Here is a 21002-nt window from a genome sequence, read left to right on the forward strand (position 1 = left end):
GTTCTCATGTTCTCACGTTCTCATGTTCTCACGTTTTTCACCTTCTAACCTTCAGGAAAAGATGTCTCCTTCAAAATTAAAAGTCGCTACCATCGTCGGCACCCGCCCTGAAATCATCCGTCTTTCCTCGACGATGAAGTTGCTCGACAAATACGTGACGCAGATTATCATTCACACCGGCCAGAACTATGATTATGAATTGAATGAGATCTTTTTCAAGGATCTGGAGCTGCGCAAGCCCGATTATTATCTGGCTGTGGATACCTCATCTCTGGGCAAAGTATATGGCGAAACGCTGATCAAAACTGAAGAAGTACTGCTAAAGGAAAAGCCTGATGCGGTCTTGATTTTGGGAGATACCAACAGCTCCATCGCCGCGATCATCGCCAAGCGCATGCGTATCCCCATATTCCATATGGAAGCCGGCAACCGCAGCTTTGACCTCAATGTGCCTGAGGAGATCAACCGCCGGATTATCGATCACATCGCAGATTTTAATCTGGTCTATACTGAGCACGCTCGGCGACATCTTTTATCCGAAGGCTTGCCCCACCGCCGAATCTACCTGACCGGCTCACCGCTGTATGAAGTACTGCATGACAATCTGGACAAAATCAAAGCTTCAAAAATTTTACAGCAATTGCAGCTAAAGGAAAAAGGATACTTTCTCGTGAGTACCCACAGGGAAGAGAATGTAGATAATTCTGAAAACCTGAAAAAGATCTTGGCAGTTCTAAACCAGATTGCACAAGAATATAATTTGCCAGTTATTGTCTCCACACATCCACGCACCCGCAAGCGGCTGGAAAAATTGGAAAGCTTTCATCATAGTGATCTGATACAATTTATGCAGCCTTTTGGATTTCTGGATTATGTGCATTTACAGATGAATTCCAAATGCGTCATATCGGATAGCGGTACAATAAGTGAAGAATCCGCGATTCTTTCTTTTCCTGCTGTATCATTACGGCAGTCCATGGAGCGGCCAGAAACACAAGATGAGGGAACGATTATTTTGTCTGGCTTAAATCAAGACGCTGTTCTGAATTCAATAGCTGTGGCAATTTCTCAACTTGAAAACCAGTACTACAAGCATATTCCCAATGAATACAGCATAGAAATGGTATCCTGGCGGGTATTAAAACTGATTATCGGTAATACTGGATTGAGTAATTTGTGGTGGGGAATTAATAACTAAAATAAATATTATAATGGAGTAATGTCATTACTATGATAAATGCACTGGTAACCGGTGCTGATGGTTTCATTGGTTCGCACTTGACCGAGTTGTTGCTGCAAAGTGGCTATCGTGTAAGAGCACTCTCATATTATAATTCTTTCAATAATTGGGGTTGGCTGGAAGATGTGCCAAGCCAGCCTAATTTGGAGGTTATTACCGGTGATATTCGTGATCCACATTTTTGTAATGAATTAGTAAAAGGTGTTGATATTATTTTTCATTTAGCCGCACTTATTGCAATACCCTATTCTTATATTGCACCGGAAAGTTATGTCACGACAAATATAATTGGGACTTTGAATATTTGCCAGGCAGCAAGAAATAATGGAAGCATAAGGATTATTCATACTTCTACCTCTGAAGTATACGGAACTGCAAAATATGTACCCATTAATGAATGTCATGCCAAGCAACCGCAGTCTCCTTACTCAGCATCAAAAATTGGTGCGGATGCGATTGCTATGAGTTTTTACAATTCATTCCAATTACCGGTTACTATAGCAAGGCCGTTCAACACCTATGGTCCAAGACAATCGGCCCGTGCAATCATACCTACGATCATTTGTCAGATGGCCAGTGGATTGAAAGAAATAAAATTAGGCGATATTACGCCCACACGTGATTTGACTTTTGTCAGAGATACCTGTAGAGGTTTTCTTGCTTTGGCCAACCAAAAAGAAACGATCGGCAAAGAAATTAATATTTCTTCAAATTTTGAAATTTCGATACTGGATTTGTTTAATATGATAAAGGAAATTTTGGGTAGGGATGCAAAAATTGTAATGGATAATATGCGTCATAGGCCGGGTAATTCAGAAGTATTCAGATTATGGGGAGATAATTCCTTGATTACTTCTCTAACTGGATTTAAGCCAGAGTATGACTTGAAAAAAGGACTTCAGCTTACATGTAACTGGTTCTCTATAAAAGGCAATCTGTCAAGATACAAAGCCACAATCTATAATGTATAAGTATTTTATTGATTTACTTGGCAAGAATAGAGGAATATATGATAATATAAAAAATGCTGGCCTCTATTTTCTAGGTTCTATTGTTCAATCATTATTAGCTTTAATAGCACAACCTATTTATGCTATCCATATGTCTGCTAGCGAATTTGGTATACTTGGCTATTTTGATGCTATTAAAAGTTTTTTTCTTCCGATTTTTATTTTCTCAATGCCATCTGTCTATTTGATGCAATATTTTCGTCAGGAAGAACCTGAAAATAAAAAATTATTGTTCAATATTACCTTTTATCTTTGTTGCTTCAACAGCATAACGATATTTATAAGCTATATCATACTTTATTATTATTTCAGTTTCCTCAAAATTACCGTACCACTGTACCCTTTTGCTTGGTTTGCCCTCACATCTTTATTACTTGAAAATATAAAAACAATCGTATTGATAAATTTTAGAATCCGTAAGAGGGCATCCGCTTATTTCTATTTTTCTGCGGTTAATGCGATTCTAAATTTTAGCTTTGGGCTGCTTTTTGTTGCTTATTTGAAATGGGGCGCCGAAGGACGAATGTTTGCACCTTTAATTTCTAGCCTGGTGCTACTTCCAGTGTGCTGGATTATGTTAAAAAAATTTACAATTGTGAATTTCAATTTTTCTTTCTTTATAAAGAATGTAAAACTTGCAGTACCTTTAGTACTAGCAAGTTACGCCTACGTACCTATCGCTAGTATTGACCGAATATTTCTGGAACGTTTAAATGATTTGTCTGAATTGGGCCTTTATAATATTGGAATTGCTATTGCGGGCTATGTACAACTAGCATATGCAGCTTTAGCGCTTGCTTTTGAACCAGATATTTTTAAAAGTGTGGCTAATCATAATACAAAAAAATTGATACAACTAGCAGTAATAATGTTCGCCCCTTACCTATTAGTTGTTATTCTAATGATGTTATTTTCAGGATCGATAGTTTCTATTTTAACGGCTGGAAAATATCTTGGAGCTGAAAAATATACAAATATTACACTTATATCAGTGTTTCTGATGGGCATTTTTTATTTTTCCGATAAAATATTTATTGCTTTGGGCAAAACAAAATTTAGCTTATATGTTAATACTTTAGGTAGTATATCTGCAATGATAATAATGTATATTGCAGCAGCGAACTTTGGTTTTATTGGTGCCGCCTATGGTAAAGTCGTATTGGCTATAGTAATGGTAACAACGTCGGCTTATCTTGTAATTAAAAATCTTAAACTAGGGTACGCTGGATAATAATGGAATCCCCTGTTCTCTTAATTACATTTAATCGGCCGGAGACAACTCGAATAGTATTAGATGTACTTCGAACTGCACGGATAAAAACTTTATATATTTTTAATGATGGGCCAAGACCAGGCAACAGTGCTGATCTGACTGCTCGCAGAAAAATTGAGGAATATGTAACCTCAATAGATTGGGAGTGCAAAACGAAAATCTATTTTTCTGAAACAAATTTGGGATGTGGTATCGGTGTTTCAAGTGCAATATCATGGGCTTTTCTAAATGAGGATCGATTAATTATTCTTGAAGATGATTGTGTTCCAGTATCTTCATTTTTTCATTACTGCGATTATTTGTTAGAAAAATTTAAAGATGATACTCGAGTCTGTATGATTAGTGGAAATAATTATTCTAATGAGTTTAATGCAACAGATGAAAGCTATTTTTTTTCAATATATGGACATATTTGGGGATGGGCAACTTGGAAGAGGGTTTGGAATAAATATGATTATTTTATGAATGACTGGCCTCAATTTCGAGACTCTGGTCAACTTAATCATGTTTTTATCCGAAGAAATGAAAGAAAGTATATGAAAAAGTTGTTTGATGGAATTTACAAAATGGATAATAAAGGAACATGGGATTACCAGTGGTTTTTCTGTAGAATAAAGGAATATGGATTATCAATTATACCGCAGTCTAATTTGGTATCCAATATTGGAGTAGAGGGAATTCATACAAACTCTAAAACGAATGCTCATTTTTATCCAGCAAATGATAAATATTCAATCAGCAAAGAACCATTATTTATCCTTTGCAATGAATTTTACGACAGAAATCATTTTAAAAAAATCATCAATCAACAAATATCCTTTTCAATAAACATTAATAAATTTTGGCAAAGATTAAGAAAGAAAACGAATTTCTAAAAATCTAATTATAAGAATGAATCGCCGCAAAAAAATGAAAGTTGTCTGGATTTGTCATTTTTCAAATGATGAAATACAGTCTTTGCTCCCTTTATGGCGGTCTAAAATTGAATTCGCCCCTTGGATACCTAATATGCTAAAAGGTTTTGAAGAACGAGAAGATATTGACTTGTATGTTATTTCACCGCATGAATACTTACAGAGAACTACAAAATTTGAATTGAAGAATATCAAATATTATTTTATCCCCTACGGTATACCTATATGGCATAGACACTGGCCGAGTTTTTTTAGGTTAGATATCTTTTCCAACCATTTTATGTTTAGAAGAAAGGCAAAAAAACTCATCGCTCGAATCAATCCAGATTTAGTAAATTTAATAGGTGCTGAAAATGCATATTACAGCAGCTCAATTTTTGATTATTGCAGAAAATATCCTATTTTAATTACAATACAAGGCTTTATTAGCCAACTTAAAGAAGAGTTACCAGCGACTCTTGACGTCAGAGATAGAATACAAATCGAAGAAAAGATACTTGCCAATAATATTAATTTTTGCGGTGAGCAAGATTCTTCGTCATACATAGCAAAGTTCAATCCTACTCATGTTTTTTTTAAGTACTATGCTCCAATAAATGAAGCTTTTGCTCAGCAAGCTTTAAAATCTGACCCAAAATATGATTGTATATATTTTGGAACCTTGTCTAAGCTAAAGGGGACTGAAGAGTATATAAAAGTGATTGCTGAATTAAAGAAAAGCATACCTGAGGTGAAGGCTTGTATCATTGGTCCTGGCAATCCCCAACCATTCCTTGAAATTGCAGAACATCTAAATTGTGCAAATAACATTGTGTTTGCAGGTTTTTCAAAGAATCAAAAAGAATTATTCAAACAGGTTAAAGCAGCAAAAGTGTTTTTAGCTCCGCCATTAAAGGAAAGACTATCAATGACTATAAGAGAAGCGATCTTTTTAAAAGTGCCAATAGTAGCCTACGCTACAGGCGGAATTCCTTATATTAATAAATTTGACGAAAACATTATTCTTGTTAGAACGGGCGATTATAAAGAAATGGCTCGAAAAGTAAAAACACTTCTTCAAGATGATCAACTTAGAAATAATTTAGCCGAAAAAGCATTTAGCTATGGAATAAATGAATTCGGCCTTAATGTAAATACTGAGCGATTAATAGCTGCTTATAAATCTATTATATCAAGAAATAACACAATATGACCTACAAAATTCCACTATTTGATTTGAACTTTGATACAGGAGAAGAAGCAGCAGTTATCGAAACGTTGCGGTCAAAGTGGATTTCAATGGGACCAAAAATTTCTGAATTCGAAGAGCGTTTTTCTCAGATGCTCCAGACGGAGTATGCCGTAGCATTAAGTAATTGCACGGTAGCACTTCATTTAGCGATGAAATTGTTGGATATTAAACCTGGGGATGAAGTAATCTGCCCTTCGCTAACCTTTGTGGCAACGGTTAATGCCATACGGTACGTTGACGCTATTCCTGTATTTGCAGATATTAAAAGCTTTGACGATTTGACGATCGATCCAGATGATATAGAATCTAAAATTACCAAAAAAACAAAAGCCATCGTTGTAATGCACTATGGTGGCTTTGCTTGCGACATGGATAGTATTATGAGTATAGCTAATGAGCATGGATTAAAAGTGATTGAAGATGCTTGTCATGGCCCACTCTCAGAATACAAAAGCAAAAAATTAGGAACTATTGGCGATGTAGGGTGTTTCAGCTTCTTTTCTAATAAAAATATTAGCACGGGTGAAGGGGGGATGCTTATTACCAATAATCCTGGGTATTTCGAAAAAGCTAAATTGCTTCGTTCGCACGGCATGACATCACTCTCCTATGAGAGAGCTAAGGGTCATTCTACTAGTTATGATGTAATTGATTTGGGATATAATTATAGAATGGATGATATTCGAGCAGCCATCGGCATCGTCCAGCTTTCGAAACTGAAAAGCGATTTGTCAAAGAGGGCAGAATTAAGAAGTTACTATTTAGAAAAATTAGAGGGTCTTAAAAACATTATCATTCCATTTAAAAAGCAAAAATATTTGTCATCGAACTACATTTTTACGGTTTTACTTAGCAACTCCTCGCGAAATATTAGGGATCGTATTAGAGGTGAATTTGCAGAAGCTGGAATTCAAACAAGTGTGCATTATCCTGCTGTTCACAGGTTTTCCATCTATCAGCTCTATGCATCAAAGCTTCCAAAGACTGACTATGCTTCCGATAACCTGATTACATTGCCTTTGTTTTCTACACTAGAAACATCCCAAATTGATTTTATTGTAAGTAATTTAAGAAAATTTGCTAATGCGTAGAAAAATATTGGTTTTTGGGTGTGGCGAATTACAGGAATCTTTAATTTCAAATGCAAAATTATTAGGATATTATGTTATTGGGCTTGATATAAAAAATGATGTAGCTGCTAAAAATTTATGTGATAGATTCTTTGTCATACCGGGCGATGATTTTAATGCCACTTGTAAACTTGTAGAAGAATTTCAGATAGACGGCCTGATCACATCCGCAACCGATAGACCGCTGGAAATGATGGCAAAAATATCTGAAAAGTATTCTTTTGTGTTTCCAACACTGGAAGCAATTAAAAATACAACCAATAAACACCTGTTAAAGAATATCTTAATAAAAAACAACATTCCCACAGCTAACGCAACTCTTCTGGAAAACATTAGTGAAATTAAGAATATTAATCAGTTTTCCTACCCACTTATAGTCAAGCCGGTTGATAACTCGGGAAGCAGAGGTGTAATATACTGCAGTGATGCAACGTCTCTAATAGAATCCCTGCATAAAGCACTATACTATTCGAATGTTAAGAAAGTATTGGTTGAAGAGTATATTGGTGGGGAAGAATATAGTATTGAAAGTCTTATATTCAAAAACAATGTTAGTGTGATTCAGATAACTAAAAAAGAGACGACAGCACCCCCTTATAACGTTGAGTTAGCGCATAAGCAACCGGCGCAACTTAACCCGATAATATATAATAGAATTCTTGAGGTTGTTAAAAAGATGGCAAGTGCTCTTGAGTTAAATAATTGCGCATGCCACACTGAGACTAAGGTATATAACGGTATACCTTACATTATTGAGAATGGGGCAAGACTGGGAGGAGATTACATAACATCACATTTGACACCCTTATCAAGCGGCGTAAATATGGAGCAGCAATTGTTAAAAATATGCATTGGTGAACCGTTTGTATGTCCAATGATTGAACAGAATTATGCTTATATCAAATATTTCCATTTTCCTGAAGGAATTGTAGAGTTCGATCAAGATAAATTATCTGAAATTATTCACCCGAATTTAGTAAAGCTTGAATTTAAGCTGAGTAGTGGGCAAAGAATCCCCAGAATAACAAACAGTATGGATCGCTATGGATTTATTATAGTTAATGGGCATAACAAAAGTGAGGTTGAGGATTCGATGAACTTTTTAATGAATGAAATTCATAAAGTAATAATAATAAGACAATAAGGGAAAAGAAGATGCTAATTGGAAAAAACCTGGTCTTACGCCCTCTTAAAATGTCAGATATGGAGAAAACCTATATTTGGCGCAACAATATTGAACTCATCAAGTTGACCCAGGGTATCAGGTTGCCAAAAACGTTTGAAGTGGAAAAGAATTGGTTTGAGGCAGTTTTGGCAGATAAAACTAATAAAAATATTTATTTTGGTATTGATGAATTATCCACAAGCGAGTTTATTGGAATAATTCAGTTAAACAATATTGACTATTTTTCGGGAACAGCCACTTGGGGATTAATAATTGGTGAAGCCGCAAAGCAGGGCAAAGGATATGGCGTTCAAGCTCCAAACCTTCTTTTTCAATATGCCTTTAATGTTCTTAATCTCAGGAAAATATTTGGCTATGCTATAACATGTAATAAAGCAACATTAAGAATGCATGAAAAAATAGGCGGTTTTGTTGAAGAAGGACGGTTGAAACGGCACGTATTTTTCGATGGCGAATATCATGACGTACTTATTTTATCTTTATTTAAAGAAAATTTCGCAGTAAACCCGTGTTGAACACATAAGCATACGGGCAGGAAGGGGGCGATTATTGCTTGGCTATACATCATATGGATCCGTTGACTGAGCTTTTAAGTTTTACCACACCAAGAGATATAATGAGTAGTGAGCTTTTAGAAAGCAATGAATCTTTTAGTGTTCTGGGCAAATATTGCAGAAGCTTTCGATTCAATTGCAGATTTATTGACTCGGAACAAGTTTTACATCCCTAATTAATAAGGTTTGTTTTATGCCTCTATCTAAAATAAATTCTAAAAATTATCCAATTCCAATTGCAGAGAGAATAATCCCCAGTACCTACTCTATTCTACAATCTTTAAAAAAAATGGATCTGATAAATAAAAAGTTATTGCTCGTTTTTGACAAAGAGCGTTTTATTGGTGTATTAAGTATTGGCGACATTCAAAAAGCTATTATCGCTAATTTATCTTTAGAGACAAGCATATTAAAAATTATGCGGACGGATTTTGTTTACGCAAAAGCCAAAGATGATAAAAAAGATATTCTGAATCTCATGCAGAAACATAGGATCGAATGCATGCCGATATTAGATGATAACAGACAGCTAGTAACAGCATATATGTGGGCTGATCTATTTGCTTCAAAAGATAGAAATGGGAGTATAAAGCTGAACCTTCCAGTCGTTATCATGGCTGGTGGAAAAGGCAGTCGTCTAAAACCGCTAACTAATATTTTACCTAAGCCATTGATTCCAATCGGCGAAAAAACAATTATTGAACAGATAATGGATAATTTTTGTGATGCAGGCTGTAAACGATTCTATATTTCTATCAACTATAAAGCGGAAATGATAAGGTATTATTTTTCAGAACTTAAGCAGAAAAGATATCATATTTCTTATATACAAGAAAATAAGCCTTTAGGCACTGCAGGCAGTATCCATCTTTTAAAGGGTAAGATTAAAACTACATTTTTTGTCTCAAATTGTGATATTGTAATTGATCAGGACGTTGTGGAGATCGAAAAATATCATCGTATGAACAAGAATGAAATAACTATCGTCGCAGCATTGAAGCATCATTCTGTTCCATATGGGATTTTGGAAACAGGTCGTAATGGGCTTTGCAAAAAATTAACTGAAAAACCAGAATATACTTATAAAATTAACACCGGCCTTTATGTCTTAGAGCCACATCTAATTGCTGAAATTCCGAAAGATGAGTATTTTCATATAACAGCGTTAATCAATAAATTGATAAGTGAAAGACGAAAAGTTGGTGTGTTCCCTATTAGTGAAAAGTCATGGTTGGATATTGGGGAAGCAAACGAATATTATAAATTTGTTAAATAGCATAATTATATTAGTTAATGATGATATCAGGAAAGAATATCCAAGTGGAAATGCACTACAATAGCACAAAGACTGCGAAGCAAATCACGATACTAAGTCTGGCTGCGCTCCTCTTGGCGTATTTAATGCTGAATACATATGTACCAAGTTTGACTCTAAATATTATTGGATCAATCATTACTTCTGTTTTTATTTATTTTAATACTCTCAGAAAAAAAGATTATTTTTCGTTTATTATGGTGATTTATTTTTGTTCTACTTTTCCATATTCTCCACAAAAAGGAGGAGCATTTAACCTTATTAGTTTTATTTGTATAGCTTTTTATTTTTTTTCTAAAAGAAAATTGCCCTTAGAGGTCAGTAATAGTGATCGATTAGCTAGTATTTTTATTTTTGTATTTGTGCTTAGCTCAGTCTTGGGTTGGCTAACCAACTATACTGGGCAAGGGCTTGATGTTTATTACGCCATTTTTACTTTTTCGGGGGTAATTTTACTACTAATCGTCGCCAGTGGTTTGCGCCTAAACCGTGAGAGGCTTAAAGTATTCCTGCAATTGAACTTGGTATTAATTGTATACTCGACAATAGCAAGCTTAAACACTTTTTTAAATATCATTCCTTATACACCAATGTTACCCACCTATGGTAAAGCCGGAGAATACTATGAAGGTGGAGGTATTATTGGAGTTTCTCCTCTTTACGGTGAGCATAGTTTAATTTTGTTGATGTTGTTTTTCTCTTTTTTCATATTGAACAAGAGTATAGTTCCAATTAAAAAATCTACACTCTTATTAGGTCTTGTTATTTCTTACGTAAATATCTTTTTGTCAATCTCTAGATCGGTTTTTTTACTCTCGATTGCAGGAATTGCATTAGTTATTATTCTGCAATATAAATTGATAAATATAAGGATTAATACAATTTATCGACAGATCATATTTTTAGGATTAATTTCTTTCTTTATGTTTTTTATTATTAAAACATTCAAATTGGATTATGTAATTGGCAGAGTACAACAAGCAGAAAACACTATAGATAAAGTTGGCGGATTGACTCTCGATCGCATTCTCGATGGCAGAGCTATTAATCGTGAATATGCTTTTGAACAAGGCTACATGCGATACTACAGTAGAAAAAGCTGGCTAACTGGATATGGCTGGGGAACTGAAAAAGATAATCGTAATGCTTTCTATGTTGATCCATCAATAAGGCGTGGTTCTGCTCATTCTCAAATGTTAGCGATACTATTTCTTTTCGGGTGGATTGGGACTGTTGCATATTGGGGATTATTACTCAACATTATAATTAAATCATTTAAAAATATTGGCAAAAAGCAAATCGAGACTCAAAATAGAATGATGGCTTTATTCTTTTTTATTGCTTTTTCTTTATTTGTAATGAATGAAATTAAAGCGGACAGCATCAGTGTCCCGACATATTTTGCTGTAACCATCATTTGGATGGGATTAGCACTCTCAAATAATAATTTTCAGAGGAAAAGCATAATATCGTCTGTTCAGTAACGTCCGGTTAGTATTTGTTGCAGAATGATCGTGAACAGTGTTCTGCTCTGAGTCATTAACACTTCATAAAAGTCAATCAAATGAAAATTCTGTCCATTTTCGGCACGCGGCCAGAAGCCATAAAGATGGCGCCGATACTCAAAGAGCTGAAAAAGTACCCTGACCAAATCGAGAGTGTGGTTTGCGTCACCGGTCAGCACCGGCAGATGCTTGACCAAGTACTTGATATTTTGGTTCTAGTCAGGATAGTGTGGGTAAAGCCAGTTTACCCGCGACCAGATAAATTATCGTCCGCAAATATTCGAAGGTCTTGAAGCCGTAAGCTCTTTTCATCGCAGTTTTGATCTTGTTGTTCAGACCTTCAATGACACCATTGGTAATATAGCATTTGAAACCATTGAGAATGCCTTCCCAGTGATTTCGAACTGTCTTTGCAAATTCTTTGATCGGATTCAAGCGGCTATGAGTAGCCCAGAAATACCATTTTTTTAGAAGAAATCGGGCCTCTTCCTTATCCTTTGCTGTCCAGATCTCTTTGAGGGATTCTACAATTGCATGGGCGCGAACTGTTTTTAGATTGAGTTGTTTTAGTGACGTCAGTTTTTCTTTCTCTTTCTTGGACAGGTTCATTCCATTTTTTAGCCATAGATATCGCGTCTTCTTTAGTTCAACATGTTCTTTGGCTTCCTCACTGCGCACTTTGTCAAGCGCTCCATTGGCTTTGGCAATAAGATGGTATCGGTCAAAAATCAACTGGGACTTTGGAAAATTCTCCTCCAGCCCCTTTAAATAGGCCGGCCACATATCCAGGCAAAAATCACGTATCTGTTCAAAGGGCACTTTTTTGGATTTCAGATAATCAGCGAAGGTTTTGACGGTCACTGATTCGCGGGTATCCGCAACAAAAACAACCTTGGATTGCTTCAAATCGCCAAAGACTGTGATATACTCGTGCCCCTTTCTTTGAGCGACCTCGTCAATACCAACTTGGGTCAATTCGTTCAACTTGGTATCCTGGACAGCCTGGTCCACATAATGTCCAAGTATTCTCCAGACGCTGTCAGGATGTACGTGCAACAATTCAGCAAGTGGGGCTATGGCCATCTGTTGGGATAAAAGAAGCACGAAAATTTCAAAGAGCAGCGTGAAACCGCTCCCAGGCCGAGCCCACGGCACAACGACTTGTTTAACCCCGCAATCCGGGCACTGGATGCGCGGCACCCGTGCTGTCAGATAGGCCTGATGTTGGAAGAAATCCAGATGCCGCCAAGTTCGAGAATTTGTGTCATGTACAGCACAATTTGACTTGGAACATTCGGGGCAGCTAAAATGAGCACCACGTTTAAAATCGATCGTCAGGTCTAATCGTCTTTTCTCTGGATCGAATTTAAAATCTGTCACAAGCCAGGGCTCTTCTAGCCCAAGTGCCAGGCTAAACAGTTCATTGGTAGCCATATAAATCCTTTCTGAAAAGATCTGATCGTTCTGCAATTCTGTCTATCAGAAAGGAATTTAGCAAAAATATTAAATTTTTACCCACTCAATGTTGCTTAGAACCGATATTTTTAATATCTGTCCTGACGTGGATCTTAATCTTATGCAGCCTGATCAACGTCTTGCCGTGCTAACAGCGAAGCTATTCGAGGCGCTAGATCAGGTATTAGATAACATCAGACCTGATTGGATATTAGCGCAGGGAGATACTACTACTGTTTTCGTCGCTGCAGTTATGGCCTATTATCATAATATTAATTTCGGCCATGTTGAAGCCGGTTTACGCACTAATGATAAGCGACGCCCATTTCCTGAAGAAATAAATCGAAGGCTGGCAGATGCGGCTAGTGATATATATTTTGCACCGACCGAAGGTGCGCGTCAGGCACTGCTTAATGAAGGCTTCCCTGACGCATCCATACATATAACTGGCAATACCATTGTAGATGCCTTAATTGATATTTCACAAAGAGATTTCGATTGGAAAGCAAGCGCTCTGAAAGATATTCCACAAAACGTTCGTAAAGTGCTAATTACAGCCCATCGCCGCGAAAGCTTTGGAAAACCTTTCAATGAGCTTTGTCAAGCAATTCGTGAGCTATCCGTCATCTTTCCTGATACTTGTTTTATATATCCGGTACATCTAAATCCAAATATACGTAAACCAGCAGGTCAAATTCTTTCAAGTTTAAAAAATGTTCATCTTATTGAACCACTCGATTACCTGGATCTTGTTCATTTGATGAAACAATCATCTTTAATTCTCACTGACTCAGGCGGAATCCAAGAAGAAGCACCAACTTTTGGCGTGCCAGTGTTAGTGATGCGCGACACTACGGAAAGACCGGAAGGGATTAAAGCAGGGGTTGCCAAGTTAGTTGGCACACGTAAACATTCTATAGTAGAAGAAGCTAAAAGTATTCTTATCCAGGACTTTTCAAATAAATCTAATGATAAAATAGTTAATCCTTATGGTGATGGTCAGGCTGCTAAGAGAATCGTAAATATCTTGTGTAAAAATTTATGACTAAGATTCAACTGCAAATCCAATGATGCACACCATTAATGAAATACTTCATACTTTTTCTGCATGGTTAATGTTGATTCATGCGAATGGCTATCTGATTCTGTCGTCGCTGAAAAATATTTTAACAGATTATAAATATTGACTTTGAAAATTCAATTTAGCTTCATAAATTGCCAGAAATTTAGAAAATGACCTCAAAAGCTGGTAATTTATGAAGCCCAAAAAACACTTCGAGACGCCCGACTTGTTCCGTGCCAGGCTGGATCAGATTCTGGATCATTCTCATCAGATTTGCATTTTGGCCAATAAAATTGACTGGTCTATTTTCGATGAAGCTTTTGGCAAGACCTATGATGAAAAGACTGGCCGGCCAGGTTGCCCAACACGCTTGATGGTTGGCCTGCATTATCTGAAATACACCTTCAATGAGAGCGACGAATCGGTTGTGGATCGCTTTCTGGAAAACCCTTACTGGCAGTACTTTTGCGGTTTTGAATACTTTCAGCATGAGCTGCCGATTGACTCGAGCAGCATGACCCGTTTTTGCAAGCGCCTTGGTCCAGGCGGGATTGAGAAACTTTTTGAGCAAGTGATTGAGACGGCCAAACGCGGCAAACATCTTACTCGCAGCCACCTGAACAAAGTGAATGTCGATACAACCGTGCAGGAAAAGGCAATAGCCTTTCCAACAGATGCTCGCCTCTATTACAAGATGCGCGATGCGCTGGTTCGGGCTGCTGACTCCAGAGGCATCGAGCTGCGGCAAAATTACCGGCGCGTTGCCAAAAGATGCTTATCCAAACAAGGCCACTATTCACATGCCAGACAACTGCGCCGGGCGCGCAAAGAAACCAAGCGTCTGAAGACTATGCTAGGCCGTGTCTATCGTGATATCCTTCGAAAAATCAACGATCCAGATGAGCAACTTGCTGAGCTTTTGATGCGCGCTGAAAAGTTATTGCTGCAAGAAAAGAATGACTCTCACAAGCTTTACAGTGTCCATGCGCCGGAAGTGGAGTGCATCGCCAAAGGCAAAGTTCATAAGCGCTATGAGTTTGGCTGCAAAGTAGGTTTAGTCACCACCAGTAAGGATAACTGGATTGTAGGTGTCCAGGCGTTTCACGATAATCCCTATGACGGCCATACTTTGCCGGCTTGTTTGGCAGAGACGAAAAAATACACTGGCTGGCAGCCGGGAGAGGCGTATGTCGATCGCGGCTATCGCGGCCATTCAGTGGACCCGAAAGCGACCAATGTGCATATTGTCGATTGGAAGCGCATGAAGCGAAAAACTCGAGCGGTCCGATACTGGTTCAGGAGAAGATCGGCCATTGAACCTGTCATTGGTCATGTGAAAACTGATAATCGGATGTCAAGGAACTATCTCAAAGGCAAAGAAGGCGACCAGATCAACGCTATCCTCTGCGCCTGCGGCTACAATTTGAGAAAACTGCTCGCAGTTTTCTTTTTGCCTGAAAAGATCTGGCAATTTCTGCGAGCATTTGGTGCTTATTTCTTGAATCCTTTTGTCAGATATGAACCGAATCTGTGCTTTTCTCGCAACTAAAGGCTTTTTCAGTGCTGACTAGTTAATCCTTATGGTGATGGTCAGGCTGCTAAGAGAATCGTAAATATCTTGTGTAAAAATTTATGACTAAGATTCAACTGCAAATCCAATGATGCACACCATTAATGAAATACTTCATACTTTTTCTGCATGGTTAATGTTGATTCATGCGAATGGCTATCTGATTCTATCCTTTGATGTTTAATACAGGGCTATAATTTGTCGTCAAACCGTACTACTAAATATAGTTACAATCACTATCCGAATATTTTGGCAAATGATGTTGTTCGAAAGGATTGAATTTTAAAGGAATGAAAGTAATTTATCCAAAAACCTTAATATTAATTGTAAATTTCAATCCAATGGGTAGCGGAATAACGGTAAGAAACTTGTTTTATAACTGGCCAAAATCAAAACTAGCAAATGCAAGCCTGCAAGTTATAGAGGATAGGACTATTTGCGATTTATATTATACACTGCATACGAGCCAATTCCCTATCGTTAATAGAATTAATAATGATGACAAAGAAATTGCCAGCCAAATTATCGACCGAAACTCTGTGGCCAACGGATTTAAAAAGAAGCTGCTAATTGGTTTTAAGAATTTTTTAGAGCAAAAATATATTATCAATAAAATCAAAATTGATGGCAATTTAATAAAATGGATTTCTTCGCATAAATTTGATTTACTCTACGCGATCCCCTCAACTGCAAAAGATATTCCATTTTTAATCAGGTTAAAGAAACTGACAAATTTACCATTGGCTGTTCATATTTTTGATGATTGGGTCGAGCACAACCGATTTGGTTATTTTAAAATTATTTTTAAACCCTTATTAGAGCATGACTTTAAAAAGTTGTTAAAGATTGCAGACTTGAAAATTGCAATATGTGAAGACATGAAAATTGCCTATGAAAAGCGTTATAAGGCACAGTTTTATTATTTTCATAATCCTGCTCATGACACAGCAAATTTATCGTCCATTGATAAAGAAAGAGTCCCTAATTCCATTGAGATATTATTTATCGGTACAATAGGTGAGCACAATATTGATTTATTTGTTGCATTAGGGCATGCTATTGATGTATTACAATCTGAGAAAATTAAAATTAAGCTACGATTTTTTGGCTATATTTCCAAGCCGTTCATCCTTGGAGTCCTGGACACCATAAATGGCTTGGAGATAAATAAGCCTCTTGATAATCATCAAATCCCAGAAATACTAGCTAATAGTGATATTTTATTACTTCCTTTATCATTTAGCAAATCACAAAAGAATTATATACAATATTCTATGCCAACCAAGGTTTCAGAATACTTGGCCTCCGGTGTCCCAATATTGGTGATGGCGCCTGATAAATATGCTCTCACAAATTATGCTGTTAAGGGTCAATGGGCTTTTGTTGTGTCTGAAATAAATGTAAATAAATTAGTTACTGCAATAAAGGAATTAATTTTCAATGATAAATTAAGGGCCCAGATTGTTAGCAACGCTCAAAATGAATTTTATTCTAAGCACCGTATTGAGGGTGTTAGCGAATCATTTCGAGATACTCTATCAACAATTATAGCAAATGAATATTCATCATAATAGTCACAATCATAATTGTGATTCATGTTTTGTCAAGAATGTGCTTCAAGTACAATGCTAGCTTATTCTTATATAATTGGCAATAATCGAAACGCAATTTGGAATTCATTCTTAATACATATTAAAAGATTTGCGCTATTTGAAAATGAAATGACAGTATTCTTGAGTGAAAAAAATGCTAATTATGAGGGTACGAGGGTAGCTAATAATATAAAAATAGAGTATTATAGTAATTATATCCAACTGATCACAAAAATATTGCGGGCCAAAGATAATAAAATATTCATCGCCGGCAATTTTGATGCCTTTATTTTATTGCCCATTCGTATTTTTTCTAAGAAAAAATTTATCTTATGGGTTCAAGGTTTACATGCAGAAGAAAAATATCTAAAAACCAAATCAAAGCTGATCTTTTTTATTTATTCATTAATACAAAGAATGGCAATGCAGTTATGCCACAGATATATCTTTGTAAGTACCCACATGAGAGAATACTTTGAAAAAATATACAAGAAGAGTTATACCGATTTATTTATTGTAGTACCTTGTACATCTGATCTTCATTATACATCTGCGAAGAAAATTCCTTCATCATATACATATATTGGTGGGACTTCGGCTTGGCAAAAGATTGACAAAATATTACAGTTGTTCAATATTATTGGTCAAAATAACACCGAAGCAAAGCTTTTTCTAATTATGAACGACATATCTCAGGTATATAATTTAATAGAGTTGCATGCAGTACAAAAAGCTAAGAGTCGTATTATTGTTGACCATTTAGTTGAGAGAAATGCCATACAAGATCACTTATCCAAGATGCAGTATGGATTCCTAATAAGAGATCAACATATTATCAATAACGTAGCAAGTCCCATCAAATTGGCAGAATACCTATCATGTGGTGTTTTTCCGATCATTAGCCCTAGTATCACTAGTTATGCTAACCTACTTGAGCTTAGAAACTCAGCATTAGTAATTCGGAATATTGAAGATATTTTGCTGACAACATCATTAAATATAAATACTAAGGAATTACTTGAAAGCTATCAATTAATTTATTCAGAAGAAAAGTTAACCAGGCAATATAAATTCCTGATATAACATTCAGTCTGGATAATGCTTGCGTAATATTAATAGTCTAAAAAAATAATAAGATCTTGTTAAATATGGAGTTAGTTTTATAAATATCAAACCTAAAATCGCAGTAATTGGTCTAAAAGGATTGCCCGCATTTGGTGGAGCAGCTGCAGTCGGCGAAAATATCATCGCCCAATTAGGGAGTAAATATGATTTTTATGTTTATGCTATTTCTTCTCATACTCAGTTAAAATCTGGCCGACATGATGGTGTTGAGATAATTGTTTTTAATGCGATTAGATGGAAGAAATTAAATATTATTTTGTATTATTTGCGCTCAGCGTTACATTGTATATTTCGTGGTAAATATAGTCTTATTCATTTGCATCATCGCGAAACTGGATTTATTGTTCCCTTTTTAAAAACTCGTTTTCCTGTTGTTCTTACAACCCATGGAACTCAGCCAACCGAAAAACATTATAGCTTGCGTCATCTTTTTAGGCTGCAGGATAGGTTGTTTCTTAATTTTCCAGATATAGTCGTCTGCCCGTCACTTAAAGATCAGCTGTATGTAACCAGATTGCGTAAGCGTTTAACCAAGCACATCACTAATGGTGTATGTATCTCAGATGAAGCAAAACAAAGTTATTCTATTAATAATATAATTTGCTTTGCTGCGGGACGAATCATCCCTAGCAAAGGATGCCACCTATTTTTAGAGGCCATGCAATTAATAAAGTATGATGGCAAATTGCTTGTCGCTGGTGATTTAAAGCAGATGCCAAAGTATGCAAAAGAACTATCAAAACATTCTAAAGGCTTGAATGTAGTCTGGCTAGGACTTATTAAGGATAAAGAAAAACTATTTAACACAATATGTCAATCCGATATTTTTGTCTTCCCATCGGCCATTGAATCCATGTCAATGATGTTGCTCGAGGCAGCATCATTAGGTGTGCCAATAATAGCTAGTGACATCAAAGAAAATAAGGATATTTTTACTACAGACGAAGTGCTTTTTTTTCGAACAGGTGATGCAAGAGATCTGGCAGATAAATACAGCTGGGCTATTACGCATTATAATAATATGATTGCAATGGCCAAGGCCGCACAAGAAAAATTACGAACACAGTATGCTTGGCCAAAACTTGCCGTACAATACGATAAAGTGTATGATTACTTATTAAAAAGTAACCATTGATCAAATATGTCCAGTTCGGAAATAAAAAAAATAGCACCTGCACAGCAAATGGTCCTCTCAATATTATGCGCTCATTTAAAGAGAAATAATAGTCAGGTTACTAATGCTGATATAGAAATCTGGAAAGCGGCATTAGATATTAGTAGAAAGCAAAGAGTTCTTTTGCTCATTTATGATTATTTAAAGAATAATGATAGCAATGTACCAAAAGAAGTGATCACTGAGTTAAAACGTTTTTATCGCGTAAATGCCATTCGAAATTTAAATTATGAAAGGGAACTTGTTGTTATTAGCCGGCTTTTTCGACAAACTAATATTCCGTTCATACTACTCAAAGGCATTGGTCTTTCTAAATTTCTTTATGGAGATCCTGCTTTAAGACCATGTGTAGACATTGATATCTTAGTTAGACCAGAACATGATTTAAAGGCACGTAAGTTATTGGAAACTGTTGGTTATTCATCCAAGAATAAATTGCACCAGATTCAAGAAAGATTTTATAGAGTTATCTCGAATGAATGTACACTATATCATTCCGAACATCACATCATGCTAGAGTTGCATAATAAATATCTGCCTAAAAGCCGGTCTTCTTACCTTGACATACATGGAATATGGGAGCGGACGCATACAATAAATTTCGGAGATACTATAATTCATGTATTATCGCCAGAGGATTTGTTAATATACCTTTCAGTACATAGCTCCAAGGAATTTTGGGGCTCCCTACTGCATCTTTATGATATGGCAGCTCTTATCGTAAACCATTCAGACTTGAATTGGGAAATTGTTTTTAAGAGAGCTGGCGCATTTCATTGCCGGAGGCGGCTGTTATTTAGTTTAATTCTTATTAAGAAAGTCTTTGGCATACCTCCTCATGTAGTTGATGAAGATACATTGACAGAATTATATGCTCAAGAACCGATAATTGGAATAGCTTTAAAAAAGCTTTTGATATCAAGTTATGAACCTCCCAAAATTTGGTCTACTCGCCTATGGCTGGATCTTAACCTTGCTGACAGATGGTTTGATCGTTTTTTAATCATTTTCTATAAAGGCTGTAACATGCTTGCTAAAGTTATGCCAACAAGATCAGCTGATTCTTAGTCTGTATTCTAGTGTGCTGGAAAGTACAATTTTGTAAAATATCGATTATACACAAATTCTCAATTCTTGGCTACCAATCCCATCGTTCTAATTAAAGGCTCCTTATTTCAATTGCATTGTTTTTATTAACCAGAGTATTTATGGATTTCAGATTAAAAGACTATTTTACTCTAATGGACGCACTTGCGCAGGAATCATACAACTTGATTAGTTACTTGAATTATTTGCAAAACAAACCGCAAAAATTTGTAATACTACGCCACGATGTTGACAAAAGGCCCGATCTGGCACTAGCAATGGCGCAAGGAGAGTTTCAGCGTGGTATAAGTGCAACATATTACTTTAGAATAAAGAAAATTAGCAACGATCCACACATAATCGCACAAATCAGCGAAATGGGTCATGAAATCGGCTATCATTATGAAGATCTTGCACTTGCTCGAGGCAATTATGAATTAGCAATTAATACTTTTGAAAAGCATCTTGCCTATTTTCGAAAATATTACCCGGTCAAGACTATTTGTATGCATGGCAGTCCTATTTAGTCAAGTCCAAAATCTTGTGTAAAAGTCAATGCTTATGGGCGTAATACCAGTA

At 36.2% G+C, this 21002-nt stretch carries 18 protein-coding genes and 1 pseudogene; 18 read left to right on the plus strand and 1 reads right to left on the minus strand.

The genetic code is table 11. The features are described from left to right. The first annotated feature begins 61 nt into the window (after positions 1-61). The 11 genes and pseudogenes from wecB (PLH32_07450) (at position 62) to PLH32_07500 (ending at position 11567) form a co-directional block, all read left to right on the plus strand. Positions 62-1198: a UDP-N-acetylglucosamine 2-epimerase (non-hydrolyzing) gene (gene wecB, locus PLH32_07450; protein HQJ64433.1), complete on the plus strand. Its 1137-nt coding sequence runs from the start codon at positions 62-64 to the stop codon at positions 1196-1198. Positions 1199-1230: 32 nt separating this feature from the next. After that, positions 1231-2211, plus strand: a complete 981-nt coding sequence (locus PLH32_07455; protein ID HQJ64434.1) for an NAD-dependent 4,6-dehydratase LegB — start codon at positions 1231-1233, stop codon at positions 2209-2211. Then, positions 2204-3481: an oligosaccharide flippase family protein gene (locus tag PLH32_07460; protein HQJ64435.1), complete on the plus strand. Its 1278-nt coding sequence runs from the start codon at positions 2204-2206 to the stop codon at positions 3479-3481. Before PLH32_07455 ends, PLH32_07460 begins: the two co-directional genes overlap by 8 nt. A 2-nt stretch (positions 3482-3483) precedes the next feature. Further along, positions 3484-4398, plus strand: coding sequence for a hypothetical protein (locus PLH32_07465; protein ID HQJ64436.1), 915 nt, complete (start codon positions 3484-3486; stop codon positions 4396-4398). A 34-nt stretch (positions 4399-4432) separates the two neighbouring features. Next, the gene (locus PLH32_07470; GenBank protein ID HQJ64437.1) at positions 4433-5629 is read left to right on the plus strand and encodes a glycosyltransferase; all 1197 of its coding nucleotides are present in this window, start codon (positions 4433-4435) and stop codon (positions 5627-5629) included. After that, positions 5626-6759 (plus strand): DegT/DnrJ/EryC1/StrS family aminotransferase, encoded by a 1134-nt coding sequence (locus PLH32_07475; GenBank protein ID HQJ64438.1) that lies wholly within the window; start codon positions 5626-5628, stop codon positions 6757-6759. The genes PLH32_07470 and PLH32_07475 overlap by 4 nt, the downstream gene beginning before the upstream one ends. Next, a complete protein-coding gene (locus tag PLH32_07480) occupies positions 6752-7942 on the plus strand; it encodes an ATP-grasp domain-containing protein (protein ID HQJ64439.1) in 1191 nt (396 codons plus the stop codon). The genes PLH32_07475 and PLH32_07480 overlap by 8 nt, the downstream gene beginning before the upstream one ends. A gap of 11 nt (positions 7943-7953) precedes the next feature. Then, complete coding sequence (locus PLH32_07485) at positions 7954-8499, plus strand: GNAT family protein (GenBank protein HQJ64440.1); 546 nt, start codon at positions 7954-7956, stop codon at positions 8497-8499. 328 nt (positions 8500-8827) lie between these two features. Next, entirely contained in the window at positions 8828-9814 is a 987-nt protein-coding gene (locus tag PLH32_07490) for a nucleotidyltransferase family protein (protein HQJ64441.1), read from the plus strand. 50 nt (positions 9815-9864) lie between these two features. Further along, on the plus strand, positions 9865-11337 hold the full coding sequence (locus PLH32_07495; GenBank protein ID HQJ64442.1) for an O-antigen ligase family protein: 1473 nt from the start codon (positions 9865-9867) through the stop codon (positions 11335-11337). A gap of 80 nt (positions 11338-11417) precedes the next feature. Continuing rightward, a pseudogene (locus PLH32_07500) lies at positions 11418-11567 on the plus strand (UDP-N-acetylglucosamine 2-epimerase (non-hydrolyzing)). A gap of 10 nt (positions 11568-11577) precedes the next feature. On the opposite strand, the gene PLH32_07505 reads toward PLH32_07500, so the two are convergent. After that, the gene (locus tag PLH32_07505; GenBank protein ID HQJ64443.1) at positions 11578-12792 is read right to left on the minus strand and encodes an ISL3 family transposase; all 1215 of its coding nucleotides are present in this window, start codon (positions 12790-12792) and stop codon (positions 11578-11580) included. An 88-nt stretch (positions 12793-12880) separates the two neighbouring features. On the opposite strand from PLH32_07505, the gene wecB (PLH32_07510) reads away from it, so the two are divergent. From wecB (PLH32_07510) to PLH32_07540, 7 genes are all read left to right on the plus strand, one after another. After that, positions 12881-13858 (plus strand): UDP-N-acetylglucosamine 2-epimerase (non-hydrolyzing), encoded by a 978-nt coding sequence (gene wecB / locus PLH32_07510; GenBank protein HQJ64444.1) that lies wholly within the window; start codon positions 12881-12883, stop codon positions 13856-13858. 211 nt (positions 13859-14069) lie between these two features. After that, positions 14070-15425 carry an IS5 family transposase gene (locus tag PLH32_07515; GenBank protein ID HQJ64445.1) on the plus strand — a complete coding sequence of 452 codons (1356 nt, stop codon included), beginning with the start codon at positions 14070-14072 and terminating at the stop codon, positions 15423-15425. Between the two features lie 311 nt (positions 15426-15736). Continuing rightward, positions 15737-17017: a glycosyltransferase gene (locus tag PLH32_07520; GenBank protein ID HQJ64446.1), complete on the plus strand. Its 1281-nt coding sequence runs from the start codon at positions 15737-15739 to the stop codon at positions 17015-17017. Between the two features lie 150 nt (positions 17018-17167). After that, complete coding sequence (locus PLH32_07525; GenBank protein ID HQJ64447.1) at positions 17168-18121, plus strand: hypothetical protein; 954 nt, start codon at positions 17168-17170, stop codon at positions 18119-18121. A 121-nt stretch (positions 18122-18242) separates the two neighbouring features. Beyond that, positions 18243-19298 (plus strand): glycosyltransferase family 4 protein, encoded by a 1056-nt coding sequence (locus tag PLH32_07530; GenBank protein HQJ64448.1) that lies wholly within the window; start codon positions 18243-18245, stop codon positions 19296-19298. A 6-nt stretch (positions 19299-19304) separates the two neighbouring features. Then, entirely contained in the window at positions 19305-20405 is a 1101-nt protein-coding gene (locus tag PLH32_07535) for a nucleotidyltransferase family protein (GenBank protein HQJ64449.1), read from the plus strand. Positions 20406-20545: 140 nt separating this feature from the next. Continuing rightward, entirely contained in the window at positions 20546-20950 is a 405-nt protein-coding gene (locus PLH32_07540) for a hypothetical protein (protein HQJ64450.1), read from the plus strand. Positions 20951-21002 lie beyond the last annotated feature (52 nt).

It is taken from the genome of bacterium (assembly GCA_035419245.1).
Classification (GTDB): domain Bacteria; phylum Zhuqueibacterota; class Zhuqueibacteria; order Residuimicrobiales; family Residuimicrobiaceae; genus JAKPUX01.